The organism is Solirubrobacter ginsenosidimutans (assembly GCF_027587205.1).
Genome location: NZ_JAPDOD010000003.1, coordinates 40878 through 67355, shown reverse-complemented (window position 1 = coordinate 67355; position 26478 = coordinate 40878). Strand labels below are relative to the sequence as shown.

Sequence of the window (26478 nt, the reverse complement as noted above, 5' to 3'; positions counted from 1 at the left end):
CGACCTTCACGGTCAGGACTGCAAGGCGGTCCAGACCCGCATCGGGGACATCGGCAGCTCCTGCATCCGCGCCCCGGACGCCGCGGCGATCGCGTTGGCGATCGCGGCGGGGACGCCGCAGACCGGCGGCTCGCCGATCCCCTTCGCCCCGAACGGCCCGTCGGGCGCCGGAACCTCGACGATCAGGGTCTCGATCGGCGGGACCTGGTCGGTGCTGGGCAGCGCGTACTCGGCGAAGGAGCCGCCCTTGAGCTGGCCGTTCTCGTCGTGGCTGAGCTCCTCCAGCAGCGCCCAGCCGATGCCCTGCGCGGTGCCGCCGTGCATCTGGCCCTCGACGAGCGCCGGGTTGAGCGCCTTGCCGACGTCCTGCGCGATCACGTGGCCGAGAACGGTCACGCCGCCGGTCTCGCGGTCCACGCGGACGTGCGAGAGGTGCGCGGCGGCGCCCGGCGCGCGGCTGACCTGCGCGACGCCGCCGTAGCCCTCGATCGGCTCGTGCGGGCTGCCGAACGTGTACGTCTTGGCGGCGAGATCGGCGATCTTGACGCCGCGGCCGGGACTGCCGAGGGGGCGCACCTCGCCGTCGACCAGCTCGAGGTCCTCCGGGGCGATCTCGAGCTCGGTCGACGCCACCCGCAAGAGTCGCTCGCGCGCTTCGGAGGCGGCGCGCTCGATCGCGCGCCCGTAGGTGTAGGTGACCTTCGAGCCGCCCGCCACGCCGCCGTAGGGCGTGCTCGCGGTGTCCCCCGTCGTCACGCGCACGCTGTCCTCGTCGAGCCCGAACGTCTCGGCGGCGATCGCGATGAACGCGTTCTCGATGCCGCTCATGTCGGCGGCCGCGGTGACGACGGTCAGCTTGCCGTCCGCGTCGAGCTTGCAGATCGCGGCCGCGGGTTCCAGCCCGCCGGGCCAGAACCCGAGCGCGATGCCGACGCCCTCGTCCTCGGGCAGCTCGTCCCGGCCGACCCACAGCGGATGCTCCTGCACGCGCTCCAGGCATTCCTGCGCGCCGAACACCTTGATCTCTTGCCCGTCGATTCCCTTGTCGCCGGCCAGCAGGACGTTCTGCAGCCGGAACTCGATCGGGTCGAGGCCCAGCTCGCCCGCGACGCGGTCCAGCAGCGACTCGACCGCGAACGCCGCCGGCGGGGCGCCCGGCGCGCGATAGGCGCCCGCGCTGACGCGGTTGGTCGCCACGCCGACCGCGGTCAGGTCGTGCGCGCCCCAGCGGTACGGCCCGGCGGAGAGCATCGCCGAGATCGTCTCGACGCCCATCTCCCCCAGCCCGCCGCGATCGCCCACGATGCGGCCGCGGATCGCCGTCAGCTCGCCGTCTCGCGTCGCGCCGAGCTCGAGGTCGATCAGCTGCCCGGGCGCCGGGTTGGCGGCGGCGAAGTCCTCGCTACGGCGAAAGACGAGCCGCACCGGACGACCGAGCTTCAAAGCCGCGGCGGCGGCCAGCGGCTCGGAGATCATCAGCTTGCCGCCGAACGCCCCGCCCAGCGGCGCGGCCTGCACCCGGACCTTGTCGTTGGGCAGCCCGAGCATCTCGCAGAGACCCTGGCGGACCATGTACGCGCCCTGCGTGCTGGAGGTCACTGCGAGCGTCCCGTCGGGGTCCGTCCAGGCGAGGCACGACTGCGGCTCGATGTAGGCCTGGTGGATCCAGTTGGTGCGAAACCGGCCGGAGACGACCGCATCGGCCCGCGCCAGGCCCGCGTCGACGTCGCCGGCGGCGATCCGCATGCGGACCGCGACGTTGGGCGGCAGCTCCTCGGTAACCGCCTCCTCGCCTCCGCCGGCACCGTGCGCGCCCGCGCCGCCGTCACCCCCGCCGGCGACCTCGGTCACCCGCGCGAGGTCGGCGTCCTCGGCCATCGCCGACTCGAGGTCCAGCACGGCCGGCAGCGGCTCCTCCTCGACCCACACCAGCGCGGCTCCGTCCTCGGCCGCGGCGTCGGACTCGGCGATCACGAGCGCGACCGGCTGGCCGGACCAGACGATCTCCTCCCGCGCGAGCGGCTCGGCCACGCGGCCGGAGCCGCCCTTCAGGCCCAGATCCTTCGCGGTCAGGACGGCGACGACGCCGGGCAGCTCGAGCGCGGCGGTCGCGTCGATCGAGACGAGCTTCGCGTGCGCCTCGGCGGCGAGCACGGGGCGTGCGTGGAGCAGGCCATGGACCGGCATGTCACCCACGTAGCGGGTCTGGCCGAGGACCTTGGCCTGGCCGTCGCGCCGGCGGCGCGCGGTGCCGATCAGCCCGCGCGTGGCGTTCTGGAGTACTTCGGGCATTAATGCCCGATGCTACGCCAGCGCTGCCTCCGGCTCGGCCAGCGTCAGGACCCACGGGCGGTCGTGAGGGTGTCCGAAAGCAGTCATACGTCTGAATGGGTCCTGACGTCTCCATCGGCGAAGTGGCACGCTCTCTCAAGTGCCGATCTTCGATGCGCATTTCCATGTGATCGATCCGCGCTTCCCGCTGGTCCCCAACCAGGGTTTCCTCCCGGAGGCGTTCACGGTCACGGACTACCTGGAGCGGGTGGCGGGTCTGGAGGTGGTCGGCGGCGCCCTCGTCTCCGGCTCCTTCCAGGCGTACGACCAGACCTATCTGCTCGACGCGCTCGCGCGGCTCGGGTCCGGCTTCGTCGGGGTCGCCAACGTCCCAACGGACATCTCCGACGGCGAGGTGCTGACGCTGGCCGAGGCGGGCGTGCGCGCCTACCGGGTCAACCTCGTCCGCGGCGGCGACGTGTCGCAGGTTGCCCTGGCGCCGCGCCTGTTCGAGCTGGCGGGCTGGCACCTGGAGGTCTACCTCGATGCGCGCGACCTGCCCGAGCTGGCGCCGCGGCTGAAGGTCGCGCCCCGGCTGGTGATCGACCACCTGGGGATGTCGCAGGCGGGCCTCCCCGCGCTCCTGGAGCTCGTAAAGGCGGGCGCGTACGTCAAGGCCAGCGGTTTTGGGCGGATCGACGTCGATGCGTACTCTGCGCTGCGCGCGATCGCGATCATCAACCCGGCGGCCGTGGTGTTCGGCTCAGACCTTCCGGGCACGCGCGCCCGGCGGCCGTTCGAGACCCCGGACATCGACCTCGTGGGCGAGGCGGCAGGCCCGCGCGCGCTGTATGAGAACGCGCTGGCGCTCTATCGCTGAGCGACGACGCGGACGTCGACGTCGGGCAGCTCGCGCAGGATCTTCAGCAGCAGCGGCTCCTTGAAGCGGCTCACACGCGGAGGGCCGAGCAGGAGATACGTGATCCCGCGCTCGCGCGCGACGCGGGTCAGGACCTCCAGCGCGTCACCCGCCTCGACGAGCAGGTGGGCGCCGAGCATCGCGGTCAGGCGCCGCAGCGCCTCCAGCCGGGCGCGCTGCTCCGCACTGGGCTCGGAACCGGTGACGACGAGCACGTCGAGGTCGCTGTTGAGGCGCTGCGCGGACCGCCAGGCCCGGCGCACCACCCGCTCGTCGCGTTCGTCCAGCGAGACGAACGCCAGCAGCCGCTCGGCGATCGGCGGCTCGTCCGCCCGGAGGCCCTCGACGTTCTCGGCCAGCTGGCGCAGGGCGACCTCGCGCAGCGACCGGAGGTTCTCGACGCGGAAGAACCCGTTCAGCGCGGGCGCGATCCTGCCTTCGGGATAGACCTTTCCGGCCCGGAGGCGGCCGATCAGGTCCTCGGGCGGGAGGTCGACGAGCACGATCTCGTCGGCCTTGGCCAGTTCCTCGTCCGGGACGGTCTCGCGCACCTTGACGCCGGTCAGCTCGGCGACCTGGTCGTTGAGCGACTCGAGATGCTGGACGTTGATCGTCGAGAAGACGTCGATCCCGGCGTCCAGGACGTCCTTGATGTCCTCGTAGCGCTTGGGGTGCTCGAGCCCGGGCGCGTTGGTGTGGGCGAGCTCGTCGATCAGGCACAGCTCGGGGCTGCGGGCGAGGATCGCGGGCAGATCCATCTCCTCGAGCGTCACGCCGCGATAGGCGACGCGCCGCAGCGGGATCCGCTCCAGGCCGACCGCCTGCTTCTCGGTCTCCACCCGCTGATGAGTCTCGATCAGCCCGATCACGACGTCGCGCCCCGCCTCGGCCTCCGCCTGGGCTTCGGCGAGCATGCGGTAGGTCTTCCCGACGCCCGCGGCCATGCCCAGGAAGATGCGGTAGCGGCCGGGCATCGTAAGGTCAGCCTGCCATGAATGAACGAGTGCTGGTGGTCGACGACGAGCCGCAGATCCTGCGGGCGCTGAAGATCATCCTGCGCGACGCCGGGTTCGAGGTGCTGCAGGCGGGGTCGGTCGAGGAGGCGCTGGACGTCGCCGCGCTGCGCCCGCCCGCCGCCGCCATCATCGACCTCGTGCTGCCCGACGGCGACGGGATCGAGGTCACGAAGTCGCTGCGCGAGTGGTCGAAGATGCCGATCCTCGTGCTCTCCGCCGTCGGTGAGGAGGACGAGAAGGTCCGCGCGCTCGAGGCGGGTGCCGACGATTACGTGACCAAGCCGTTCGGGCCGCGCGAGCTCGTCGCCCGCCTGCAGGCGGCGCTGCGCCGCGCGGCGCCGGACGCGTCGGAACCGGTCCTGCGGGCCGAAGGGCTCGAGCTCGACCTCGCCGCCCACACCGTCCGCGTCGACGGCGCCGAGGTCCACCTCACCCCGATCGAGTTCCGCCTGTTGCGCTCATTGGCCGTCAACCGCGGGCGGCTGATGACCCACCGGGCGCTGCTGATCGACGTCTGGGGCCCGGAGTACGCGGAGGACGTGCAGGTCCTCCGCGTCCACATCGCCAACCTGCGCCGCAAGCTGGGCGCGCCGGCGTACATCCGCACCGATCCGGGGGTCGGCTACCGGTTCGCGGCCTGAGCCGCCAGCGCCTCGCGGACCTTCGGCGCCACCTCGGTGCCGAGAAGCTCGATCGCCCGCAGCACGTCCTTGTGCGGGAGCGTGCCGACGCTCATCTGCAGCAGGAAGCGGTCGTGATTGAAGATCTCGTACTGGAAGAGGATCTTCTCGACGATCTGGTCCGGGCTGCCGACGAAGTTCGCGCCGCGCAGCTCGTGCGAGGCGAGGTACTGCTCGCGGCTGAGCGGCGACCAGCCGCGCTCGCGGCCGATCCGGTCCATCATCGCCTTGAACGCCGGAAACGACGTGCGCACCGCCTCCTGCGAGGTCTCCGCGATGAAGCCGTGGGAGTTGATGCTCAGCGGCCGGTAGTCGTGGCCACCCTCGGTCGTCGCCCGGCGATGCAGCTCCGCGAAGGGCGCGAACCGCTCCGGGTAGCCGCCGATGATCGCCAGCGCCATCGGCAGGCCGAGCAGGCCGGCGCGGGCGGCGGACTCGGGGTTGCCGCCGACCGCGATCCAGACCGGGAGCGGGTCCTGCTCGGGCCGTGGGAAGACGCCGAGGTCGTCCCGCGAGCGGACCTCGAGCAAGCGCTCGAGCTTGGACGCGAAGAGGGCGTCGTAATCCTTCAGGTCATAGCCGAAGAGCCCGAAGCTCTCGACGAACGAGCCGCGGCCGGCCATGATCTCGGCGCGGCCCGCGCTGATCAGGTCGAGCGTCGCGAAGTCCTGGAAGACCCGCACCGGATCGTCGGAGCTGATGACCGAGACCGCGCTCGTGAGCCGGATGCGCTTCGTGGTGCGCGCGGCGGCCGCGAGCACGATCGCGGGCGCGGAGACGACGAAGTCCGGCCGGTGGTGCTCCCCCACGCCGAACACGTCGAGACCGACCTGGTCGGCGAGCTCGATCTCCTCGAGCAGGTCGCGCATCCGCTGCCCGGCGGTGCCGGACGTCAGCTCGCCGAACGTGTAGATCCCGATCTCCATCTAGCTGACCGCCCGCAGCGGCCGCAGCGTGTGCTGGTGCTCGTAGCGCCGCAGCCGCGGGTGGTTGGGCTCGTCCATGAACGGCAGGTCCAGCTCCGCGAGGTCCACGACGTCGAGCTCGAAGCCGCCGTGCTGTTGCGCCCGCGCGGCGAACCAGTCCGCCACGGGCAGACCCACCCGCCCGGGCCGGGTGCTGGCGATGATGATCTGCAGTGTCGGCATCACGAAACAGGATGGCTGGTCTGGGAGTCTTGTCGGCGTGCAGGCCTCGACGGTGCGCTACGGGATCGCGGTGGTGGCGGTCCTGTTTGCGGCGTTCGGCCTTCGCGTCGCCTACATGGAGCTCACGCCGGACTACCGGATCGTCAACGACGCGGTCGACTACGACACCCATGCCGTCTCGATCGCGATCGGCGACGGGTTCTCGAAGCGGCTGACCGGCAAGCCGACCGCGTTCCGGCCGCCCGGATATCCCTATCTCCTCGGCGGCGCCTACCGCGTCTTCGGCGTCGCGCAGCGCCCGGATGGCGACCGCATCCGCGTGGCGCGATGGCTGGGCGCCGTGCTCGGGACGCTCGGGGTGGCGCTGGTCGGTCTGCTGGCCGTCCGGTTGCTGGGGCGCGCGACGGGCCTCGCCGCGATGGTGCTGGCCGCGGTCTATGTCCCGGCGATCCTCGTCAGCGAGGCCTTGATGTCCGAGCAGCTGTTCGTCGTGCTGATGCTCGCGGCGCTGGTCGCCGCGCTCCATGTGCGCCGCTCGGCCCACCCCAACGCGACGGCGCTCCTCGCCGGCGTGCTCGCCGGGCTCGCGATCCTGACGCGCGCCAATGGGCTGATCCTGCTCGGCCCACTGGTGTTCGCCGTCTGGGCCGCGCCGCGGTGGTCGTGGCGATCGGTCGGCCCGCCGGCGGTGCTGGTCGCGGTGGCGCTGGCGACCGTCGCGCCGTGGACGATCCGCAACGCGGTCGAACTGCACGCGTTCGTCCCGGTCTCCACGCAACTCGGGTGGGCGCTGGCCGGCACCTACAACGACGAAGCCCGCAACGATCACGTCAACCCTGGCTCGTGGCGCTCGCTGCGGCGGGTCCCCGAGTACAAGCCGCTCGTCGCGAACTTCCCGACCGTCCCCGAGATCGTCATGGAGCGCAACCTCAGCCGGGCCGGCCGCGAGTTCATCCGCCGCCATCCGGGCTATCTCGCGACCGTCGCCTACTGGAACACCCGTCGCCTGTTCGATGTCGCCAACTGGCGGTGGTCCCGCCACACGGCGTCGACGATCAGCGTCGGCCCTGGCTGGGCGGATGCCGGGGTGATCAGCTTCTGGGTCTTCGCCGTGCTCGCGCTCGCCGGGGCGACGCGGCGCGCGGCCCGCGACGTGCCCTGGTTCGTCTGGGCCATGCCGATCGTGATGTACCTCAGCGTGATCTTCCTCGCCGCCGAGACGCCTCGCTACCGCGCCCCGCTGGACCCGTTCATCGTCTTGTTGGCGGCGATCGCCGTCAACGCCGCGCTGACGTCGCGGTGGGCGAAGACGACTTCCGGGCGCTCCTGCAGCACCTGGAGGTAGCGGGTGCCGAACGCGGTGTCCGGGTCGGGCGGCGCGAGCAGCGCGCGTGCCTGGTCGAGTGCGGCCTGGACGCTGTCGGCGTCGTCGTCGGTGCGCGCCTGGTCGAGCTCGGCGATCAGCTCGGAGAGCTGCGTCAGCCAGCTGAAGCGCAGGTCCTCGGTGGCGGCCTGGAGCAGCTCGCTCGCGCTCATCCGGCCGCCGTAGCGCTCGGCCTGGATGCGCTGCGCTTGAAGGAGGTGGCGGTGAAGTTCGAGGAGCGCCGTCCGGGCCGGGGCGGCGTCGGTCGGCGGGCTCGGGAGAGTCGTGAAGGTCATGCCTTCATTCTAGTTGCCTATGCAACCACTGCGGGTTACCAGCCCGCTGCGGGCTTCGCCGGCGGCAACGGCCGCGGCGTGACCTTGGGCAGCGTGAACTGGTGATCCAACGGGGCGGGGCTGGGGGCGGTGGAGGCCACGCCTTCATGTTCCGCGCCGACCCGGCGGAACCTTGTGGGCGAGTGTTAAGGCTCGACGGGCAGCTCTACGACAAATGACGTGGCTTGGCTGGGGAGCGACTCGACCCACACCTTCCCGCCGTTGGCCTCGACGAACCCGCGCACGATCGCGAGGCCGAGGCCGGAGCCGCGGTGGCCGGTGGCGGCGGTGCCTGAGCGATAGAACGGCTCGAAGATGCGCTCCCGCTGCGCCTCCGGGACACCCGGCCCGCGGTCGACGAAGCGCAGCAGGATGCGGCCGCCGACGTCGCGCGCACGGACCGAGACCGGGTGGCCGTTGGAGTGCCGGTACGCGTTCTCGAGCAGGTTCGCGAACGCGCGCTCCAGCTGGGCGGCGTCGGCGCGCACCGGCGGCAGCTCGGCGTCGATCGCGATCTTGAAGGCGTCCGCGGGCAGGTTGAGATCGTCGACGGCGGCGCGCACGACCTCCTCGATCGAGCACCACTCGGGGTGCGGCTCGGCGGCGTCGGCCTCCAGGCGCGAGAGGTCGAGCAGGTCGTCGATCAGCCTCGACAAGCGCCGCGCCTCGTCGGTGACGGAGGCGGCGAGCTCGGCGCGCTCGTCGGCGGTCAGGCTCGGCGAGTGCAGGGCCTCGGCGGTGGTCATGATCGCGGTCAGGGGCGAGCGCAGGTCGTGCGAGACCGAGCGCAGGAGCGCGGTCTTGATCACGTCGCTGCGGCGCAGCGCGGCGGTCTCGACGACCTCGGCCTGGAGCGCGTCCCGTTCCAGCGCGGCGGCGAGGAGCGCCTCGAGCGCGGGCGCGATGCGGACCTGCACCCGCCGCAGCACGTCCTCGCGGGCGCCGGACGGCAGCACGAGCGTGCCGATCTGGCGGGTGCCCTCGCGCAGCGCGAACACGACGCTGCGCTCGCCCGCGTCGACCGCGCGCAGCTCGATCGCCGCGCTCGCGAGCCCGAGGGCGTGGGCGAGCCGCGCGCCGACCGACGGCAGCGTCTCCTCCAGGCGCCCGCCGCGCAGCAGCAGGCGCGCCATCTCGGCCGAGAGGTCGGCTTCCTGACGGCGCTCGTCGGCCTCCAGCGCCCGCTTGCGCGCGATCTCCGCCAGCGAGCTCGCCCCGGCGGCAGCGAGGAAGAACACCGCCAGCGCGACCCAGTTCTCCCCCGTCGCGATCGTGAACCGGCCGGTGGGCGGAATGTGGAAGAAGTTGAACGCCAGGGCGCTGGCGACCGCCGTCGCGAGCGCCAGCCACGCGCCCCAGACCGTCGCCACCACCAGCACGACGAGCAGATAGACGACGCCCAGCGACAGGACGGGCGCGATGCCCTTGAGCGCGTAGACCAGCAGCGTGGTCAGCGCGACGCCGACCGCGGCGACGAGGACGCCCACGATCAGCGGCGGCCGGCGCGTCCAGGACATGGCGCGCCAGCCTATCCGCGAACGACGGACCTAGCCCCAGACCTCCTGCGCGGTCTCCACGATCAGGCGCAGCTTGTCGGCCTCCTGCTCGACGCTGAGCGCGTTGCCCTCGACCGTCGAGGAGAACCCGCACTGCGGGGAGAGGCAGAGCTGGTCGAGGTCGACGTACTTGGTCGCCTCCTCGATCCGGCGCTTGAGGAAGTTCTTGGTCTCGAGCTCGCCCGTCTTGGTCGTCACCAGGCCGAGGACGACGACCTTGCCCTTCGGGACGAAGCGCAGCGGCTCGAAGCTGCCGGAGCGGGCGTCGTCCCACTCCATGAAGAAGCCGTCGACGTTGAGCTCGTTGAAGAGCGCCTCGGCGACGAAGTCGTAGCCGCCCTCGGCGACCCAGCTCGAGCGGAAGTTGCCGCGGCACATGTGGGTCGTGATCGCCATGCCGTCCGGGCGCTTGGAGAGCGCCTCGTTGATGTGGCGGATGTAGTTCTCGTGCAGGTGCTCGGCGTCATCGCCCTTGGCCGCCATCTCGGCGCGCTGGTTGGGGTCGTTGAGGTAGGCGAGGCTCGTGTCGTCGAACTGCAGGTAGGTGCAGCCGAGCTCGCCCATCGCCACGACCTGATCGGCGTAGGCGGCGGTCAGGTCGTTCCAGAACTCATCCATGTCGGGGTAGATCGACTGCTCGATCGCGGCGCGCCCGCCGCGGTAGTGGACCATGCTCGGGCTGGGGATCGTGAGCTTGGGCGTGGCGCCGGTCGTCACGTCCTCCAGAAACTCGAAGTCGGCGGCGAAGATCGGCTTCTCGAGGGTCACCTTCCCGTCGATGTGCATCGCCGCGGGGGTGAACTCGATGTCGCCGTCGGCGTTGTGGAACTTGACGCTGAGGTTGCCGGGGGACTTCGAGATCCCGCCGAGCTGGTAGATGAAGTCCATGTGCCACGAGGCGCGGCGGAACTCGCCGTCGGTCGCGGAGCGCAGGCCCACGTCCTCCTGGAGCTTGACGACGTCGCGGATCGCCTCATCCTCGACCACGCGCAGTTCGCCGGCGGAGATGCGGTCGGCGGCGAAGTCCTGGCGTGCCTTCAACAGCTCCTGTGGACGCAGGAGGCTGCCGACGTGGTCGGCTCTGAACGGCGGAGTCGTACGATCGGACATGTCCGGCACCGTACCCCTTAGCCCATTTGTCAGACGTCGCCCACGTGACCTTCGAGGTCGCGCCCCTGCAGCTCGCACCGGCATTGATCGTGGGCGGGATGTACTTCGTGCGCGCGCGCACCCTGGCCGCGCGCGGCGCGCCGGTGCCGTCGTGGCGGCAGTGGTGCTGGTACGGCGGGCTGGGGCTGATGCTCGCGACGCTGGTCTCACCGCTCGCGCACCTCTCGGACGAGCTGTTCTTCGCGCACATGGTCGAGCACCTGCTGCTGGCCGACCTCGGCGCGCTCCTGCTGGTCCTCGGCCTGACGGGCCCGTTGCTGCAACCGGTGCTGTCGGCCCCGGGGCTGCGCTGGCTGCGCGTGATGGCCCACCCGGTCGTCGCGATCACCGCCTGGACGCTCAACTTCTACCTCTGGCACCTGCCCGCGCTCTACCAGGGCGCGGTCGAGCACGACGCCGTCCACGCGCTTCAGCACCTGCTGTTCGTCTCGTTCGGGTTCGGGATGTGGATGGCGCTGCTCGGGCCCTTGCCCAAGCCGGCCTGGTTCGGCAACGGGGCGAAGATCGGCTACATCGTCGCCGTCCGGCTGATCCAGAGCGTGCTCGCCAACGCGCTGCTGTGGTCCGGCGGCGTCCTGTATCCGCGCTACGCGGCAGGCGAGCGCTACTGGGGGATCACGCCGACGAACGACCAGAGCGCGGCGGGCGCGATCATGATGGTCGAGGGGTCGATCGTGACGATCCTGCTGTTCTGCTGGCTGTTCCTGCGCGCGGCGCGCGAGAGCGACGAGAAGCAGTCGCTCGTCGAACTGGCGGCGGCGCGGGGCGTCGAGCTATCGGACGAGCGGGCGGCGCGGGCGGTCTCCGCGGGGCGTGGGCCGGCGTTGCGCGAGAGGATCGAACGCGAGGGGCGCTAGTTCCAGGCGAGTGCGGCGCGGCGAGACCAGTAGGCCTCGCTGTCCTCGACGAGCGCGTCGAGATCGTCCGGCGGTGAGGCTTCCCGGGCACGGAGGTTCGAGCGCAGCACGTCGACCGAGGCCGCGCCGCTCAGCACCACCGTCGCCCACGGCTGCGCCAGGGCGGCGGCGAGCGCGACGTCGTCGCGATCGGCCAGGCGGCCGTTCGCCAGGCCCTCCTTGACGATCACCTCCAACCCGCGGGCGGCCGCGCGCGCGAGGGCATCCTCGGCCGCGCGCTCGTGGAGGTTCCAGGTCGCCTGGACCGCGTCGAACAGGCCCGTGGCCAAAGCGGCGTCGATCGTCTCGGCCTGTGACACACCGCTGACTGAGACGCCGAGCGGGAGGTCGGTCTCCTGCATCGCCGAGAGCAGCGCGTCGTCGGCGAGCACGCCGCTCTCGGGGGTGGCCGAGTGGATCTGGTAGAGCCCGAGCCACTCGCCGAGGTTCTCGCGCGACTCGTTCAGTTGCCGCTGGAAGGTCGCGAGGTCGTGGTGCTTGACCTCCGGCGGGTCGTGGTCGACCTGCCAGCCGGCGGTGTAGACGTAGCCCCACTTCGAGGACACGTGGACGCCCGACGGGTTGTGCGCGCGCAGCCACTCGCCGAGGAACTCCTCGCCGCGCCCGTAGGACCGGGCGACGTCGAAGTCGCGCACGCCGGCGGCGTAGGCGAAGTCGAGCACTTCGAAGGTCCGGGCGCGCAGCGCGTCGACCGAGCGGTCCTCGCCCAGCTCCGCGCCATGCCCCACGTTCAGGTACCCCGGGCGGCCGAGCGCCGCGAGTCCAAGTCCGAGTCGAGCTCCCACGGACCGCAAGCTACACCCCGCGCGTGCGTTGACGTCTCCATGCGGGCCCTGATCGCCGGGCCGTACTTCAACCACTCCGTCCAGACCGGGCCGGCGGGCCGATCGAGCAGGCCGAAGTGCTCGACTTCGGGGTCTTGACGGCGAGCGCCCGCTGACCCGGTGCCACACTGCATGAGTGCCTTCCCCCGACGACCTCCTGGCCGACGCCCCCATTCAGGCGGCGGTCACCGCGCTCGCCGAGCGCAATCGCCACCACCTCGAGCAGATGACCGATGCGGAGCGCAACGACGCGCTGTCGCATTGGCATGACCTGGCGGTGACGGTGCTCTCTGCCGCGGGCGCCGCGCTGGGCGGCGACGAGGACGGCGCCGACGGCAACGGCCCCGGCCGCGCGATCATCGTGCTCGAGGACGCCGGCGGCGACGAGGTGACGGTGCACGCGAGCTTCTTCCCGCAGCTCGAGGACCTCGGCGGCGAGGTCCTCGTGACGCCCGCCCAGGCGGCCGCGCTGGAGCTGCTGGACGCCATTTCCGGCGAGGACGCCGAGGAGTAACAAAACCGGGGTTCGACGGACCAATAGGCATGCTCCTATTTGGTTCGAAGACCCGCATGGTCGCCCCGGAGGACGCACTCCCCGGGCGGCCCGACCCCATCCGTGTCCCTGACCAGCACTACGTGCTCGGGACGCCCCTGAAGCCCCCGTTCCCGGAGGGCCTGCAGACCGCCGTCGTCGGCATGGGCTGCTTCTGGGGCGCCGAGCGCATCTTCTGGCAGGCGGAGGGCGTCTACAGCACCGCCGTCGGCTACGCCGGCGGCTACACGCCGAACCCGACGTACGAGGAGACCTGCTCCGGCAAGACCGGCCACACCGAGGCCGTCCTCGTCGTGTTCGACCCCGCCAAGATCACCTACGAAGAGGTCCTGAAGCGCTTCTGGGAGGGTCACGACCCGACCCAGGGCAACCGCCAGGGCAACGACGTCGGCACGCAGTACCGCTCGGCCGTCTACACGACGAGCCCCGAGCAGGTCGCCGCGGTCGAGGCCACCAAGGCCGCCTTCGGTGAGCGGCTGAAGCAGAAGGGCTACGGCGAGATCACGACGGAGATCGCGCCGCTCGGCGAGTTCTTCTACGCCGAGGACTACCACCAGCAGTACCTCGCGAAGGTGCCCAACGGCTACTGCGGCCTGGGCGGCACCGGCGTGAGTTGCCCAATCGGCCTCACGGCGTAGCTCACACTCCAACCACGGCGGCAGAGGTACGCTCTGCCGTCATGGCCGAGTCCACCTGCCGCGTCGGCGAGCTCGACATCGCGTACGAGACCTTCGGCGATCCGGGCGATCCCGCGATGCTGCTGATCATGGGCCTGGGCACCCAGATGGTCGCCTATCACGACGAGTTCTGCGCGGAGCTCGCGGGCCGTGGCTACTTCGTCATCCGCCACGACAACCGCGACATCGGCCGCTCCACCCACCTCGACGGCGCCCCCACCCCGTCGCTCGTCCAGCTCGCGCGGCGCGATCGCCGCGCGGCCGCCTACACGCTGGCCGACATGGCCTCAGACAGCGTCGGCGTGCTCGACTGCCTCGGTGTTCAGAAGGCGCACATCGTCGGCACCTCGATGGGCGGGATGATCGCCCAGACGATCGCGATCCGGTACCCGGAGCGAACGCTCAGCCTCGTCTCGATCATGTCCAACACCGGCGGCTTCTTCAACGGCCAGCCCGCGCTGACGATGTACGCCGTGCTGCTGCGGCCGTCCCCGCGCGACCGCGAGGGCTTCATCAACCACGCCGTCGCCATGTTCACCAAGATCGGCGGCTCCGGCTACGGGCCCGACGTCGAGGACCTGCGCCACATCGCCGAGCTCAGCTACGACCGCGGCCACGACGCCGCCGGCTCCCAGCGCCAGCTCGCCGCGATCATCGCCGACCGCGACCGCTCCGCGGAGCTGCGCAAGCTCGCCGTCCCCGCGACCGTCATCCACGGCGCCGAGGACAAGCTGGTCCGCCCCAGCGGCGGTCGCGCGACCGCGAAGGCGATCCCGGGCGCGCGCCTGGTGATGATCGATGGCATGGGCCACGGCCTCCCACGCGGCGCCTGGCCGAAGCTCATCGGCGCGATCGTCGACACCGCCGACCGCGCGGGAGTGCCTAGCCCAGCAGCAGGATGAGCACGACGACGAGGATCAGGCCGAGCACCACCGCGCCGGTGATGGCTGAGCCCTTCCACTGGCGCGCCCAGTAGCCCGGGTCGGCCTGGTCGCGCGTGTGGCGCCCCTCGGGCGGCTCGCCGCCGACCCAATCGTCGTCGTCAGCCAACGAGCTCGCGCCCGATCAGCTCGACCATCGCGATGTCGCGATGCACGAGGTGCTGGAGGTAGACGCCGGACACACCCGCGACCGCATACTCGGCCAACTGCGCCTTGACCTGCTCGACCGTCCCGACGAGGCCTGAGGGGGCGCCGCCGGTCAGGGCCTCGTACTCCGCCGCGCGGCGCTCGTACTCGGCCTGGTCCGCGCCGAGCACGCAGCCGGTCATCACGGTGAACGGGATCGGGTCCCGCCCCGCCTTGGCGCACGCCGCGTCGATGCTCGCCTTGCGCTCGGCGATCTCCTCGAGCGTCGGCATGACCGTGTTGTACTCGTCGGCGTAGCGGGCCGCCAGCCGGGCGGCGCGCGGGCCGGCGCCGCCGCCCATGATCAGCGGCGGGTGCGGCTGCTGCACCGGCAGCGGGCGGGCGCGCAGCTCCTCGAGCTCGTAGTAGGTGCCCTTGAAGGAAAAGGGGCCGCCGTGCCAGTGGCCCTCGTGGATGATCTCGAGCTGCTCCTCGAGCACGTCCATCCGCTCCTTCATCGAGAGGAACGGGAAGCCGTAGGCGGTGTGCTCAGTCTCCGACCAGCCGGTGCCGAGCCCGAGCGACACACGCCCACCGGACACATGGTCGGCGGTCGCGACGAGCTTCGCCAGCACCGACGGATGCCGGAACGACGAGGGCGAGACCATCGTGCCGAGCCGCAGCGTCGACGTCCGCGCGGCGAGCGCGCAGATCGTCCCCCAGGCGTCCAGCGAGCCGCGTTCGTCGTCGCTCAAGACCGACCCGTAGTGGTCTGAACGGAAGAGCGCCTCGATCCCCGAGCGCTCGCAGGCTTCGGCCAGCGCGACCCAGTCGTCCCAGGTCACGTCTTCTTGGCCTTCGATCATCAGCGCGATCTTCACGAGCGGGAGTCATACCCTCTTCGCGCCGTGACGCGCCCTCTCGTCTGGACTCTCTACGCCGCGTGCGTGCTCGTGTGGTCGAGCACGTGGGTCGTCATCGCCGTCGGGCTGGAGGACATCGCGCCCTTCTTCGGCGCCGGGATCCGCTTCTCCATCGCCGGTGCCGGCCTGCTGATCGCCGCCGCCGCGCTCCGCCGCCCGCTGCGCACCGACTTCGTGCTGTCGGCGATCGTCGGCCTGCTCCCCTTCGCCACCACGTACGGGCTGATCTACTGGGCGGAGCAGTACGTCACGTCCGGCCTGACGTCGGTCCTGTTCGGCGTGCTGCCGCTCTACGTGGCGCTGCTCGCGGCGGCGACGCTGCCGTCGGAGCGGCTGCGGCCGCGATTGATCGCCGGCGTCGGGATCGCGCTCGGCGGGCTGATCGTGGCGTTCAGCGAATCGCTCGACCTCGGCTCCGGCGAGCACACCGCGCTCGCCGCGCTGGCGGTGATCCTCTCGCCGCTGGCGTCGGCGATCGGCAACGTGGCGATCAAGAAGCGCGGCGGCAAGCTCGACCCGCTGGTCATGAACGGGTGGGCGATGCTCGGCGGCGGCCTCGTCCTGCTCGCCGTCTCCGCGCCCACGGAGGACTGGGGCGCGACGATCTGGTCGGCCGCGTCGATCGGCTCGATCCTCTACCTGGCCGTGTTCGGGACCGGCTTCACGTTCGTGACGCTGACGGTGCTGCTGCGCGAGCTGCCGGCCGTCACCGTGTCCTTCATCTCGATGATCATCCCGTTCGGCGCGCTGGCGCTGGGCGCGCTGGTCCGCGACGAGGAGGTCACCGCCCTCGCGGTCGGCGGCGCGCTGCTGGTGGTCGCGGGGATCGCTGTCGCACAGCTCCCGATCAGGCGGCGCGTCCCCGCCTGACACGATGGCGGAATGCCATCGATAGTCGTCCTGGGCGCCCGCAATCTCGGGGGCGCGATCCTCGGCCATCACCTGAACAACGGCTGGAGCGGCGCCTCCGTCGCGCGCTCGCCGGAGACGCTCGAGACCGTCCGCGCGGCGGGTGGGCTCCCGCTGCAGGCCGACGCGTCCGATCCCGACGAGCTGCGCGCCGCGCTGGAGCGGGCCAAGGCCGAGCTCGGCCGCATCGACGTGATCGTCAACGCGGTGTCCGCCGCACGCCCGACCAAGGCCGGCCCGTTCGGCGGCGGATCGCTCAACGAGGCCACGATCGAGGACTTCCGCGGCTGGACCGGTGCCGTGGCCGAGCAGGCGTTCGTCTTCCTGTCAGAGGGCGTCCGGGCGGGGGCGGGGACGCTGATCCAGGTGACGGGCGGCAGCGCCCGGCGGGCGATGGCCGGCCGCGGCCTGTGGGCCGCCGGCGCCGCCGCCACCCGCGCGCTGGTGCACGCCGCGGCGCAGGAGCTGCGTGCCGACGGCATCCACGTCGCGCTGTTGATCGTCGACGCCACGATCGACTCGCCGAAGACCGCGGCGATGACCGCCGGCAAGCCCGACAACGAGACCGCCGACCAGGCCGAGATCGCCCGCGCGGTCGAATACCTCGCCGGCCAGAGCCCGCGGGCCTACACCCACGAGCTCGTCGTCACCCCCGCGGGCGACCGCTGGCTACCGTGAGCTGAGCGCCAGCGGGAGCTCGGAGACCATCTCGAAGGCCTCGTCGACCGCGGACAGCGCGAACAGGCGCTGGATGTTCGGCGAGCCCTTGACGAGCAGCAGCCGGTGCCCTGCCCTGCGGGCGCGCCGGCGGGCCGCGAGCAGGCGGGCGAGCCCGCACGAGTCCATGAAGCGCAGCTCGCGCAGATCGAGCACCACGCAGGGCGGCCGCGCCTCCTCGACACGGCGCAACTCCTCGTCGAACGTGTACGCGTGAGCGAGATCGAGCTCGCCGCGGAGCGCGATCCGTATCGCACCGCCGTCCAGCTCCTCGATCGTCAGGCCGAAGCCCTGCATTGTTCCGTCCCTCTCCCGTGAGGATGTCCCGAAACTGACATCCCCGGAAACCAGCACTTCAAACCCGCCGGGCTCGCGGACCCATTACCGTTCGGCCGATGGCGAAGCGCTATGTCCACACCTGTGTCCGTGTGTTCGACGAGGAGAAGTCCGTCGCCTTCTATGAGGCGCTCGGCTACGAACGTCGCGGAAAGCTGCAGTTCGAGACGGCCTACAACGTCTACATGGGCCTGCCCGGCGATGCCGACACGCTCGAGCTGACGGTCAACATCGGCCGTGCCGAGCCGTATGACCTCGGCGACGGCTACAACCACATCGCGCTGACGGTCGACGACCTCGACGCGCTGCTGGCCGGACTGGCGACGATCGGCGTCGAGCCGGAGAAGCCGCCGTTCGCCCCGGGCGGGCGCCCCGAGATCGGCCGGATCTGCTTCGTGCAGGACCCGGACGGCTACCGCATCGAGCTCATCGACGGCGGCGAGTTCAAGACGCCGCAGGACGCTTGACCATCATGTAGCGGGTGCCGCCCGCGACCGTCGTCCGCCGCCGCCGCGCGGCCGTGCTCGCCGCCGCGGGGCTGGCGTTCGTCGCCGGCGCGTCGCTGGGGGCGTCCGGCGGGAACGACGACACACCACCGCCGCGCGCGTCCGCGGCCCCCGTCGAGGCGTCGGCGTCACCCGCCGCGCGGCGGACCCCGGCGCCGACGCCCGCTCCCGTCGACGCGCTGTCGCTCCAGCAGCAGGTCGGCCGGCTCGTGGTCCTGCGGTTCAGCGGGACCGAGGCGCCGAGCTACGTGCGCAAGATCCTGCGCGACGGGTGGGCGTCGGGCGCGATCCTCTTCAAGGACAACGTCGCTTCGCCGCAGCAGCTGCGGGCGCTGACGGCCGCGCTCGAGCAGGCGGGCAAAGCGGGCGGGGCGACGCCGATCATCTGCACCGACCAGGAGGGTGGGGAGATTCGCAACGTGGCGTGGGCGCCGCCGGGTCCGCCCGCCGCCGCGCAGGTTCCGGGGCGCGACGCCAAGGCGGCCGCGGTGGCGCTGCGCGGCGCCGGCATCAACGTCAGCCTCGCGCCGGTCGCGGACGTCCCCTCGGTGGACGGCGCCGCGATGAGCGGGCGGGAGTTCTCACGCGACCCGCGCCAGGTGGCGACCTCCACGCAGGCCGCGATCAAGGGCTGGCTGGCCGGCGGCGTCAAGCCCACCGTCAAGCACTTCCCGGGCCTCGGCGGGGCGACGGTCAACACCGACAGCGGCTCGGCGACGATCGGCGGCGGCGCGCCGACAGCGGACGATCTCGCGCCGTTCAAGGCCGCGATCGCGGCGGGCGTGCCGATCGTGATGAGCGCCAACGCCGTCTATCCACGACTGGATGCGCGCCATATCGCCGCCCAGTCGCCCGCGATCCTGACCACGCTGCTGCGCCGCCAGCTCGGATTCCGCGGGGTGGTGATGACCGACAGCATCGAGGCCGCGGCCGTCCGTGCCACCGGGCCGACCGAGGAAATCGCCGTCCGCTCGATCCGGGCGGGCAACGACATCGTGCTCACGACCGGCCAGGGATCGTGGATCCGGGCCTATCGCGCACTGCTCGCCGAAGCGCGTTCATCGAAGTCGTTTCGAGCCGTGGTAAGGGCCTCGGCCGCCCGAGTGCTCGCGCTTCAACGCTCTCTGGAGTAGGACATCCGTCCGTGCCTAAGAGGCATTTAAACAAGGACATCCGGGCCAAATCCTTGCGCGTACACTCAGCGGAATGAGGGAAGAGCCCCCGCGCCTGCAGCGGCGCGTCAATGATCAGGCGATCTCGCTCGCGCGTGAATGGCGCATGCTCGGCCGAGCCGCATCCGCCGTAGCGCTGCTCACATCGCCAGCGCTCTTCTTCCTCTTCTATTCGACGTACGACTGGCCGCTCGGGTGGTCGCTGCTCGCCGCGGCCGCGGGCGTCGTGATCTTCCGCGGCGGCGTGGACGTGATCGCGCACAAGATGATCCCGTCGCCCGCGCTCTACGGCGCCGAGGACGCGCTCAAGGAACAGGACGTCATGTCCCGGCGCCGCGTCTGGTACTGGCGCCACAAGTTCAAGATCTGGTTCTGGATCGGGGCGATCCTCCTCGTCGTCGGCTTCATCGTCTCGCGCACGAAGGACGAGTCGATCGCCGACGCCATGTCGAACATGATCAGCTCGATCCCGAGCGGGATCGGGCAAGCGGCGCAGCTCGGCGCCACGTTCTTCGTCTTCATGATCTTCAACTTCCTGATCCTGTTCGGGCCGCTGGTGATCATGGGCATCCAGCAGATCAAGACCTACGAGCCCGGCGACGCGGACTGGGGCGTCAAGCTCGACGACGTCCGCGGCCAGGCCGAGGCGAAGCTCGAGATCACCCGCGTCGTCTCGCTCTGGCAGTCCGGCGAGGAGTTCGAGAAGGCCGGCGGCAAGCGCGAGCGCGGCGTCCTCTTCCTCGGCGCCCCCGGCACCGGCAAGACGATGCTCTCCAAGGCGATCGCCACGTCCTTCAACTGCCCGTTCGTGACGATCCCGGGCTCCGGCTTCGCGCAGACCTTCATCGGCATGGACGCGGTGATCGTGCGCTACCTCGCGCGCAAGGCCAAGAAGATGGCCAACAAGTGGGGCGGCCAGTGCATCGTCTTCATCGACGAGATCGACGCCGTGGGCCTGCGCCGCAGCTCGCTCGGATCGGGCTACCAGCCGATCCAGTCGGGCACGATCCACGACTCGCACTTCTTCGGCCCGATGGGCGCGATGACGTCGACCGGCGACCTGATCGACGAGACCGAGGCGTGGCGCGAGAAGCTCTTCGCGATGCGCGCCGAGCCGACCCCGTCGCCCTACCCGCCGATCGTCACCAAGTTCGCCGCCGGCGTCAACAAGGCGATGATGCCGGGCGGCATGATGGGCATGGGCGGCGGCGGACTCGCGCTCAACCAGCTGCTGGTCGTGATGGATGGCATCGACGAGCCGCCCTTCATGAAGCGCTTCCGCACGCGCAAGTTCAACACGTTCCTCGACGCGATCTACTTCGTGCCGCAGCGCCTGTTCGGCCGCAAGCTGCGCCTGAAGCCGCCGAAGCCGCGCAAGGAAGAGGTGTACTTCATCGGCGCCTGCAACGTGCCGCTGGAGATGCTCGACCCGGCGCTCACCCGCCCGGGCCGCATGGGCCGCCACATCTACTTCCGCACGCCCACGTGGGAGGACCGGCGCGACATCTTCGACCTCTACCTCGGCAAGGTCGGGCACGAGGAGGCGCTGGACACCGCGAAGGCGCGTGACGAGCTCGCCCGGATCACCAACGGCTACTCGCCCGCGATGATCGACCAGGCCTGCTCGCTGGCCCTCACCTACGCGCACTCCAACGACCGCGTGGCGTTCAGCCGCCAGGACCTGCTCGAGGCGATGACGACGGTCGAGACCGGCGTCGCGATCGGCCAGCAGGGTCCGAAGCACGAGCTGCGGGCGATCGCGATCCACGAGGCCGGCCACGCCGTGACCAGCCACGTGTTCCGCGAGAACATGCTCGCGACCCGCCTCTCGATCAAGAAGCGCGGCGAGACCGGCGGCCACCATCAGGCGATGGCGATCGAGGATCGCTTCGGCTCCTGGCGCTCGGAGGAGGTCGGCAGCCTGATCACCGTCCTCGGCGCGATGGCGGCGGAGCTCGTCTTCTACGGCCAGAACGGCAACGGCGTCGGCGGCGACCTCGGGATGGCGACGGCGCGTGCCTCCTACATGGTCGGCTCCGCGGGCATGGCGCCCGCGCCGATCGACCTCTCCGACCGCATCCCGGACAAGGAAGCGCGCGAGAAGGCCGAGAAGAAGGTCGTCGAGCGCTTCCAAGAGCTGGGCACCAAGCTGCTGCACCGCTCCTCGAACATGGACGGCAGCATGTTCGGGTCCGCCGTCGGCGATCCCGGCAAGCGCAAGCTCGTGACCGGCCTGCTGGGCCAGTCGTTCGTGATCGCCTACGCGACGATCCGCCTCAACAAGGACGCCACCGAGCGGATCGCCGAACGCCTGATCGCCGAGACCGAGATGTACGGCGACGATGTGACCGAAATGCTCGACGAGGCTCGCCTCCTCAAGCCCGAAATCGACGTCCTGGATGAGAACGCATGGCCAGTGATCTGATCCCCCCGCCCTCCCCGGCCGGCAAGCCGCCCTCGCCGGACGGGGTCGGCATCCCGAACCTGATCGAGCTCCCGCCGGAGACCCCACTCGCGGCGACCGACAGCGGTCCCGCCGGCCCGCCGCCCGGACCGTCGGAGTTCCGCAACCGCTTCGGCTTCCTGCTCGGCGCGCTCGCGGGCGTGTTCATCGCGGCCGCGCTCGTCGCCGTGATCGTGATCTCCAGCAACAGCGGAGACGCCGCGGCAGACGAAGGGCTCGCGGCGAACTGGTCGCGCTGGCAGCCGCAGGACAACTCGATCGAAAAGGGCGCCAAGGAGATCGCGGCGCACGTCGGGCCCGAGTACAAGCATCCCGACGGCAAGCAGCTGGTCGACGTCAGTGGCGGCGAGCTGCCGCCGGACTACAAGCTGATCGTCCGGCCGACCACCGGCCCGCTCGCGACGATCGACGGCACGCGGGTGATCTACCAGCTCGACGGCCTGGGCACCGGCGGCTCGATCAAGGGCGGGACGCCTTCCGCCACGCGCCTGAAGGTCGTCCAGCGCGAGGCGCTCGAGCTCGCGCTGTACACCTTCCGCTACCTGCCGGATGCCGAGTCGGTGATGGTGCTGCTCCCGCCGCCGCCGAAGACCGCGGAGGCGCAGGCCGCGGCCGCGGCCGCCGCCACCACGGGGCAGACCTCGCCCACCGACACGGCGATCCCGGCGATCTTCTACCGGCCCGGCGACCTCAGGCAGCAGCTCCAGGTGCCGCTCGGCAACACGCTCGGGCCGAAGGCGCCGTCGACCGACGCGTTCAGCGGGCGCGAAGCGGACACCGTGGCCACGCTCACCCTGTCCAACACCTTCAACATGACCTCGCAGGGTTCGACGATCCTGCTCGACCGCCCCTGACGCGCCCTGACGCCGGCCTGTGTTCGGGATGCGCGCGCCAGCGCGTCATCTCGAACACCCGCGGGTCGGTGTTCTCGCTGTGCGAGCGCGGGCTTGCGGGCGAGCCCGGCTACGCCAAGTACCCGCGCCTGCCCGTGCTGGCCTGCCCGGGATTCGAACCGGACGCTAGATCCGGCGATGGCCCAGCTTCGCCAGGTCCTCGTGGTGACGCGTCACCCGGAGCTTGACGGGGTCGTCTTCAGGGCGGGCGTGGACGATGCCCCACATGGCATCGGCGACCTGCTCGGCGGTCTCAGGCGTGGCGCGGCGGCGCATCTCGTCGACGAGCGCGAGCTCGAGGCGCTCGATCTTCTGTTCGGCGGTGCCCTCGCCCAGCTTCGGGAACGGGACGCCCCGCAGCTGCTCTTCCCAGGCACCCTTCACCATCGCGAAGCGGTTGCGGAGGACGATCGGGTCGGTCATGCGATGCGCGAGTGTACCCCGGTCCTAGGTCTAAAAGCGGAGCCGGGCCGGACGAACCACGCCCTAAGGTGTTAGTTGCGTGCACACCTTTGGTCGACTCCTAGCTTTCCTGCGCCCCTATAAACGGGGCGTCGTCTGGTCGCTGGTCCTCGCGGCGCTCGCGATGGTCTGCACCGTCGCGATCCCGTGGCTCACCGGCCGCGCGGTCGATCAGATCTCCGACGGCGACAAGGCCGGGCTGCGCACGCTCGCGCTGGCCGTCGTGGGCGTGGCGGTCGTGCGGCTCGGGCTGTCCGTCATGCGACGGCTCGTCGCCGGCCAGGTCTCGCTCGCGATCGAGTACGACCTGCGCACGCTGCTCTACGCCCACCTGCAGAAGCTCGAGCTCGGGTTCTTCGCCGGTCAGCAGACCGGCCAGCTCATGTCGCGCGCCACGGTCGACCTCTCCTCCGTGCGCTTCTTCCTCGGCTACGGCCTGGTGTTCATCCTCCAGAGCAGCCTGACGATCCTGCTCGGCGCGGCGGCGATGTTCTGGATCGACCCCGTCCTCGCCGCGCTGGCGCTGATCCCCGTGCCGTTCGTCGTCCTCGTCGCCATGCAGTACGGCCGCCGCTCGCGCCCGGCGCTGCAGGAGGTCCAGCAGCGCATCGGCGAGGTCACCGCCGAGGTCGAGGAGAACATCTCCGGCGTCCGCGTGGTCAAGGCGTTCGCCGCCGAGCCGCGGCAGCTGACCCGGTTCCGCGGCAAGGTCGGCCGCGTCTTCGACCAGGCGATGATCGCCACCCGCCTGCAGGCGTTCTTCAACCCGTTCCTCGCGTTCCTCCCGAACCTGGGCCTCGCGGTGATCCTGCTCGTGGGCGGGCGCCAGGTCATCAACGGGACGTTGACGCTGGGCGACTTCACCGCGTTCTACACGTACCTGCTGATGCTGATCGGGCCGATGCGGATGTTCGGCGTCGCTCTGAATCTGGCGCAGCGCGCGACGGCGTCGGGCGCCCGCCTGCTGGAGATCCTCGACCGCGAGCCGCGGATCCTGTCCGGCGGCGCGCCGCTCCCCGCCGGTCGCGGGCGGGTGGAGCTGCGTGACGTCACGTTCGGGTACGGCGACGGGCCCGACGCGCTGCGTCACGTCGACCTCGTCGTCGAGCCCGGCTCGACCGTTGCCCTGGTGGGCGCGACCGGGTCCGGCAAGACCACCCTCGTCCAGCTGCTCCCGCGGTTGTACGACACCCGTTCCGGCGCGGTCCTGATCGACGGCGCGGACGTGCGCTCCGTCGACGTCGTCGACCTCCGGCGCGAGATCGCGATCGTCGACGACGACCCTTTCCTCTTCTCCGACACCGTGGCGGGCAACATCGCCTACGCCCGGCCCGACGCGTCGCGCGAGGAGATCGTGCGCGCCGCCGAGCGCGCCCAGGCCTCCGGCTTCATCGACGAGCTCCCCGACGGCTACGACACGCGGGTGGGTGAGCGCGGCCTCACGCTCTCGGGCGGACAGCGCCAGCGGATCGCGATCGCCCGCGCCTTCCTCGCCGACCCGCGCATCCTGATCCTCGACGACGCGACCTCGTCGGTCGACGCGACGACCGAGCGCGAGATCAAGGCCGCGCTGCGCGAGGTCATGGAGGGCCGCACGACCTTCGTCATCGCCCACCGGCTCTCGACGATCGCGTTGGCCGACGACATCGTCGTCCTGGAGAAGGGCCGCATCATCGCGCGCGGCAGTCACGAAGAGCTCCTGACCGAATCCGCGCTGTACGCCGAGATCGCCACCAAGGGCCTTCCGGACCAGGTCTTCCTCAACCGCGATCCGATCGAAAAGGTGGCAGGGCTGTGAGCGCGCCCGAGCTGTCCCGCCGCCATGACCTCGTCCGCCGCTGGCGGGCGACGTCGGGACGCGGGCGCAAGCTGCGCGGGCTCGCCGTGCTCCTGCAGCCCTACCGCGCGCGGGTGGCGCTGATGTTCGTGTCGCTGGTGCTCGCGACCGCCGCCGCACTGGCGCCGCCGCCGCTGGCCAAGCTCGCGATCGACAACGGGATCGTGCCCGGCGACTACCAGGCGCTGACCTGGATCGTCGTCGCGTTCCTGGCGACCGCGGTGATCTATTGGGGCGCGACCTACGTCCAGACGTACTTGACCGGGTGGGTCGGGCAACGGGCGCTGCAGGACCTGCGCATCCAGCTCTTCGCCCACCTGCAGACGATGTCCGTGGGCTTCTACTCGCGCCGGCGGGCGGGCGTGCTGATCTCGCGGCTCTCCAACGACGTCGAGGCGCTCGACACGCTCGTCTCCGACGGCATCGTCACGCTCTTCGGCGCCTCGCTGACCCTGATCGGCACCGCGGTGATCCTGTTCCTGCTCGACCCCGAGCTCGCGCTGATCACCTACACCGTCTTCCCGGTCCTCGGCCTCGCCTCGGTCGCCTTCCGGATCGTCAGCGCCGACGCCTACCGCGCGACCCGCGAGAAGGTCGCGTTGATCACGGCGTACCTCCAAGAGACGCTCTCGGGCATCCGCGTCGTGCGGTCCTTCGCCCAGGAGCCGCGGCACCTCGAGCAGTTCGCCGACCTCAACGAGGAGAACCGCAAGGCGAACATGAAGACGGTCTACCTCAACGCCGCCTACTTCCCGGGCGTCGAGCTGCTGTCGGCGGTCGCGACCGCCGGGATCCTGCTCTACGGCGGCATCCAGGCCGTCGAGGGGGACATCACGATCGGCGTCCTCGTGGCGTTCCTGGCCGCGCTGAACAACTTCTTCGACCCGATCCAGCAGCTCTCCCAGCTCTACACGACCTACCAGTCCGGCATGGCCGCGCTGGACAAGATCTTCGATCTGCTCGACGAGGAGCCGGAACTGTCCGACGCCCCCGGCGCCCGCGATCTCCCCCGCCTGCGCGGCGAGATCGTCCTCGACGGCGTGACCTTCGCCTACGGCGACGGCGCCCCGGCGCTGGACGGGATCGACCTGGTCGTCCCGCCGGGCCAGACCGTCGCGCTGGTGGGCACGACCGGCGCGGGCAAGTCGACGCTGGCCAAGCTCGTCGCCCGCTTCTACGACCCCACCGCCGGCACCATCCGCGTCGACGGCCACGACCTCCGCGACATCACCGCGCACTCCCTGCGCTCCCAGATGGGCATCGTCCCGCAGGAGGCGTTCCTGTTCAGCGGCACGATCGGCGAGAACATCGCGTTCGGCCGGCCCGAGGCCTCGGAGGAGGAGGTCCGCGCCGCCGCCCACGCCGTCGGCGCCGACGCGTTCATCGACGGGCTCGAGCATGGCTACGACACCCCGGTCGGCGAGCGCGGCATCCAGCTCTCCGCCGGCCAGCGCCAGCTCGTCGCCTTCGCCCGCGCGCTCGTCGCCGACCCGCGCATCCTCGTCCTCGACGAGGCCACCTCCAACGTCGACGTGCACACCGAGTCCCGGATCGAGAACGGCCTCCGCCGCCTGCTCGCCGGCCGCACCGCGATCGTCATCGCCCACCGCCTCTCCACCATCGAGCGCGCGGGCCAGATCGTCGTCCTCGAACACGGCCGGATCGTCGAACAGGGCACCCACGCCGAGCTCCTCGCCCTGCGCGGCGCCTACTGGCGCCTGCACGAGGACTGGCGCGAACAAGCCGCCGCGTAGCGTCGTATC

At 71.1% G+C, this 26478-nt stretch carries 26 protein-coding genes and 1 pseudogene; 15 read left to right on the top strand and 12 right to left on the bottom strand.

The genetic code is table 11. The features are described 5' to 3' along the window. Positions 1–12: 12 nt before the first annotated feature. Positions 13–2292: a xanthine dehydrogenase family protein molybdopterin-binding subunit gene (locus tag OM076_RS05235; RefSeq protein ID WP_270038421.1), complete on the bottom strand. Its 2280-nt coding sequence runs from the start codon at positions 2290–2292 to the stop codon at positions 13–15. Between the two features lie 139 nt (positions 2293–2431). Here OM076_RS05235 and OM076_RS05230 point away from each other — a divergent pair, with 139 nt between their 5' ends. Further along, positions 2432–3151, top strand: a complete 720-nt coding sequence (locus OM076_RS05230; protein WP_270038420.1) for an amidohydrolase family protein — start codon at positions 2432–2434, stop codon at positions 3149–3151. Here OM076_RS05230 and OM076_RS05225 read toward each other — a convergent pair. Continuing rightward, the gene (locus tag OM076_RS05225) at positions 3142–4164 is read right to left on the bottom strand and encodes a histidine kinase (RefSeq protein WP_270038418.1); all 1023 of its coding nucleotides are present in this window, start codon (positions 4162–4164) and stop codon (positions 3142–3144) included. The two genes, OM076_RS05230 and OM076_RS05225, sit on opposite strands and share 10 nt — an antisense overlap. Positions 4165–4181: 17 nt before the next feature. Between OM076_RS05225 and OM076_RS05220 the strand changes: the two genes are divergently transcribed. Beyond that, positions 4182–4847, top strand: coding sequence for a response regulator transcription factor (locus tag OM076_RS05220; RefSeq protein WP_270038416.1), 666 nt, complete (start codon positions 4182–4184; stop codon positions 4845–4847). Here the strand turns inward: OM076_RS05220 and OM076_RS05215 are convergent. Both OM076_RS05215 and OM076_RS05210 read right to left on the bottom strand, forming a co-directional pair. Beyond that, positions 4829–5812 (bottom strand): LLM class flavin-dependent oxidoreductase, encoded by a 984-nt coding sequence (locus OM076_RS05215; RefSeq protein WP_270038415.1) that lies wholly within the window; start codon positions 5810–5812, stop codon positions 4829–4831. The two genes, OM076_RS05220 and OM076_RS05215, sit on opposite strands and share 19 nt — an antisense overlap. Before the next feature lie 21 nt (positions 5813–5833). After that, positions 5834–6034, bottom strand: a pseudogene (locus OM076_RS05210) (NADPH-dependent FMN reductase); the annotation flags it as partial. Positions 6035–6071: 37 nt separating this feature from the next. Between OM076_RS05210 and OM076_RS05205 the strand changes: the two are divergent. After that, a complete protein-coding gene (locus OM076_RS05205) occupies positions 6072–7379 on the top strand; it encodes an ArnT family glycosyltransferase (RefSeq protein WP_270038413.1) in 1308 nt (435 codons plus the stop codon). Here the strand turns inward: OM076_RS05205 and OM076_RS05200 are convergent. The 3 genes from OM076_RS05200 to OM076_RS05190 all read right to left on the bottom strand — a co-directional run bounded on the left by OM076_RS05200 (position 7262) and on the right by OM076_RS05190 (position 10398). Then, on the bottom strand, positions 7262–7693 hold the full coding sequence (locus tag OM076_RS05200; RefSeq protein ID WP_270038412.1) for a hypothetical protein: 432 nt from the start codon (positions 7691–7693) through the stop codon (positions 7262–7264). The genes OM076_RS05205 and OM076_RS05200 overlap by 118 nt on opposite strands. Positions 7694–7878: 185 nt before the next feature. Further along, on the bottom strand, positions 7879–9249 hold the full coding sequence (locus OM076_RS05195) for a sensor histidine kinase (protein WP_270038410.1): 1371 nt from the start codon (positions 9247–9249) through the stop codon (positions 7879–7881). A 30-nt stretch (positions 9250–9279) separates the two neighbouring features. Beyond that, positions 9280–10398 (bottom strand): 5-methyltetrahydropteroyltriglutamate--homocysteine S-methyltransferase, encoded by a 1119-nt coding sequence (locus OM076_RS05190; protein WP_270038409.1) that lies wholly within the window; start codon positions 10396–10398, stop codon positions 9280–9282. Between the two features lie 26 nt (positions 10399–10424). On the opposite strand from OM076_RS05190, the gene OM076_RS05185 reads away from it, so the two are divergent. Then, on the top strand, positions 10425–11315 hold the full coding sequence (locus OM076_RS05185; RefSeq protein ID WP_270038408.1) for a cytochrome c oxidase assembly protein: 891 nt from the start codon (positions 10425–10427) through the stop codon (positions 11313–11315). Here OM076_RS05185 and OM076_RS05180 read toward each other — a convergent pair. Then, positions 11312–12160, bottom strand: a complete 849-nt coding sequence (locus OM076_RS05180) for an aldo/keto reductase (RefSeq protein WP_270038407.1) — start codon at positions 12158–12160, stop codon at positions 11312–11314. The genes OM076_RS05185 and OM076_RS05180 overlap by 4 nt on opposite strands. A 175-nt stretch (positions 12161–12335) precedes the next feature. On the opposite strand from OM076_RS05180, the gene OM076_RS05175 reads away from it, so the two are divergent. The 3 genes from OM076_RS05175 to OM076_RS05165 are packed head-to-tail and all read left to right on the top strand — an operon-like array spanning position 12336 to position 14331. Next, positions 12336–12713 (top strand): hypothetical protein, encoded by a 378-nt coding sequence (locus tag OM076_RS05175; RefSeq protein ID WP_270038406.1) that lies wholly within the window; start codon positions 12336–12338, stop codon positions 12711–12713. 29 nt (positions 12714–12742) lie between these two features. Beyond that, entirely contained in the window at positions 12743–13390 is a 648-nt protein-coding gene (msrA, locus tag OM076_RS05170; protein ID WP_270038405.1) for a peptide-methionine (S)-S-oxide reductase MsrA, read from the top strand. A 41-nt stretch (positions 13391–13431) separates the two neighbouring features. After that, positions 13432–14331: an alpha/beta fold hydrolase gene (locus OM076_RS05165; RefSeq protein ID WP_270038404.1), complete on the top strand. Its 900-nt coding sequence runs from the start codon at positions 13432–13434 to the stop codon at positions 14329–14331. On the opposite strand, the gene OM076_RS05160 is transcribed toward OM076_RS05165, so the two are convergent. Together OM076_RS05160 and OM076_RS05155 are read right to left on the bottom strand one after the other, a co-directional pair. After that, positions 14312–14479: a hypothetical protein gene (locus tag OM076_RS05160; RefSeq protein ID WP_270038403.1), complete on the bottom strand. Its 168-nt coding sequence runs from the start codon at positions 14477–14479 to the stop codon at positions 14312–14314. The two genes, OM076_RS05165 and OM076_RS05160, sit on opposite strands and share 20 nt — an antisense overlap. After that, entirely contained in the window at positions 14472–15377 is a 906-nt protein-coding gene (locus tag OM076_RS05155) for a TIGR03560 family F420-dependent LLM class oxidoreductase (RefSeq protein ID WP_270038402.1), read from the bottom strand. Before OM076_RS05155 ends, OM076_RS05160 begins: the two co-directional genes overlap by 8 nt. Before the next feature lie 27 nt (positions 15378–15404). Here OM076_RS05155 and OM076_RS05150 point away from each other — a divergent pair, with 27 nt between their 5' ends. Both OM076_RS05150 and OM076_RS05145 read left to right on the top strand, forming a co-directional pair. Next, the gene (locus OM076_RS05150; RefSeq protein ID WP_270038401.1) at positions 15405–16289 is read left to right on the top strand and encodes a DMT family transporter; all 885 of its coding nucleotides are present in this window, start codon (positions 15405–15407) and stop codon (positions 16287–16289) included. Between the two features lie 12 nt (positions 16290–16301). Continuing rightward, a complete protein-coding gene (locus OM076_RS05145; protein ID WP_270038400.1) occupies positions 16302–17006 on the top strand; it encodes an SDR family oxidoreductase in 705 nt (234 codons plus the stop codon). Here OM076_RS05145 and OM076_RS05140 read toward each other — a convergent pair. Next, the gene (locus OM076_RS05140) at positions 16998–17342 is read right to left on the bottom strand and encodes an STAS domain-containing protein (RefSeq protein WP_270038399.1); all 345 of its coding nucleotides are present in this window, start codon (positions 17340–17342) and stop codon (positions 16998–17000) included. The genes OM076_RS05145 and OM076_RS05140 overlap by 9 nt on opposite strands. A gap of 98 nt (positions 17343–17440) precedes the next feature. On the opposite strand from OM076_RS05140, the gene OM076_RS05135 reads away from it, so the two are divergent. The 4 genes from OM076_RS05135 to OM076_RS05120 all read left to right on the top strand — a co-directional run bounded on the left by OM076_RS05135 (position 17441) and on the right by OM076_RS05120 (position 22377). Further along, positions 17441–17848, top strand: a complete 408-nt coding sequence (locus OM076_RS05135; protein ID WP_270038398.1) for a VOC family protein — start codon at positions 17441–17443, stop codon at positions 17846–17848. A 14-nt stretch (positions 17849–17862) separates the two neighbouring features. Further along, a complete protein-coding gene (locus OM076_RS05130; RefSeq protein ID WP_270038397.1) occupies positions 17863–19020 on the top strand; it encodes a glycoside hydrolase family 3 N-terminal domain-containing protein in 1158 nt (385 codons plus the stop codon). Between the two features lie 73 nt (positions 19021–19093). Next, a complete protein-coding gene (locus tag OM076_RS05125; protein ID WP_270038396.1) occupies positions 19094–21484 on the top strand; it encodes an AAA family ATPase in 2391 nt (796 codons plus the stop codon). Further along, positions 21469–22377: a hypothetical protein gene (locus OM076_RS05120; RefSeq protein ID WP_270038395.1), complete on the top strand. Its 909-nt coding sequence runs from the start codon at positions 21469–21471 to the stop codon at positions 22375–22377. Before OM076_RS05125 ends, OM076_RS05120 begins: the two co-directional genes overlap by 16 nt. 165 nt (positions 22378–22542) lie before the next feature. Here the strand turns inward: OM076_RS05120 and OM076_RS05115 are convergent, their stop codons facing one another. Beyond that, positions 22543–22839, bottom strand: a complete 297-nt coding sequence (locus OM076_RS05115; protein ID WP_270038394.1) for a hypothetical protein — start codon at positions 22837–22839, stop codon at positions 22543–22545. A gap of 79 nt (positions 22840–22918) precedes the next feature. Here OM076_RS05115 and OM076_RS05110 point away from each other — a divergent pair, with 79 nt between their 5' ends. Both OM076_RS05110 and OM076_RS05105 read left to right on the top strand, forming a co-directional pair. After that, the gene (locus tag OM076_RS05110; RefSeq protein ID WP_270038393.1) at positions 22919–24676 is read left to right on the top strand and encodes an ABC transporter ATP-binding protein; all 1758 of its coding nucleotides are present in this window, start codon (positions 22919–22921) and stop codon (positions 24674–24676) included. Continuing rightward, positions 24673–26469: an ABC transporter ATP-binding protein gene (locus OM076_RS05105; RefSeq protein ID WP_270038392.1), complete on the top strand. Its 1797-nt coding sequence runs from the start codon at positions 24673–24675 to the stop codon at positions 26467–26469. The genes OM076_RS05110 and OM076_RS05105 overlap by 4 nt, the downstream gene beginning before the upstream one ends. The last annotated feature ends 9 nt before the right edge of the window (positions 26470–26478 follow it).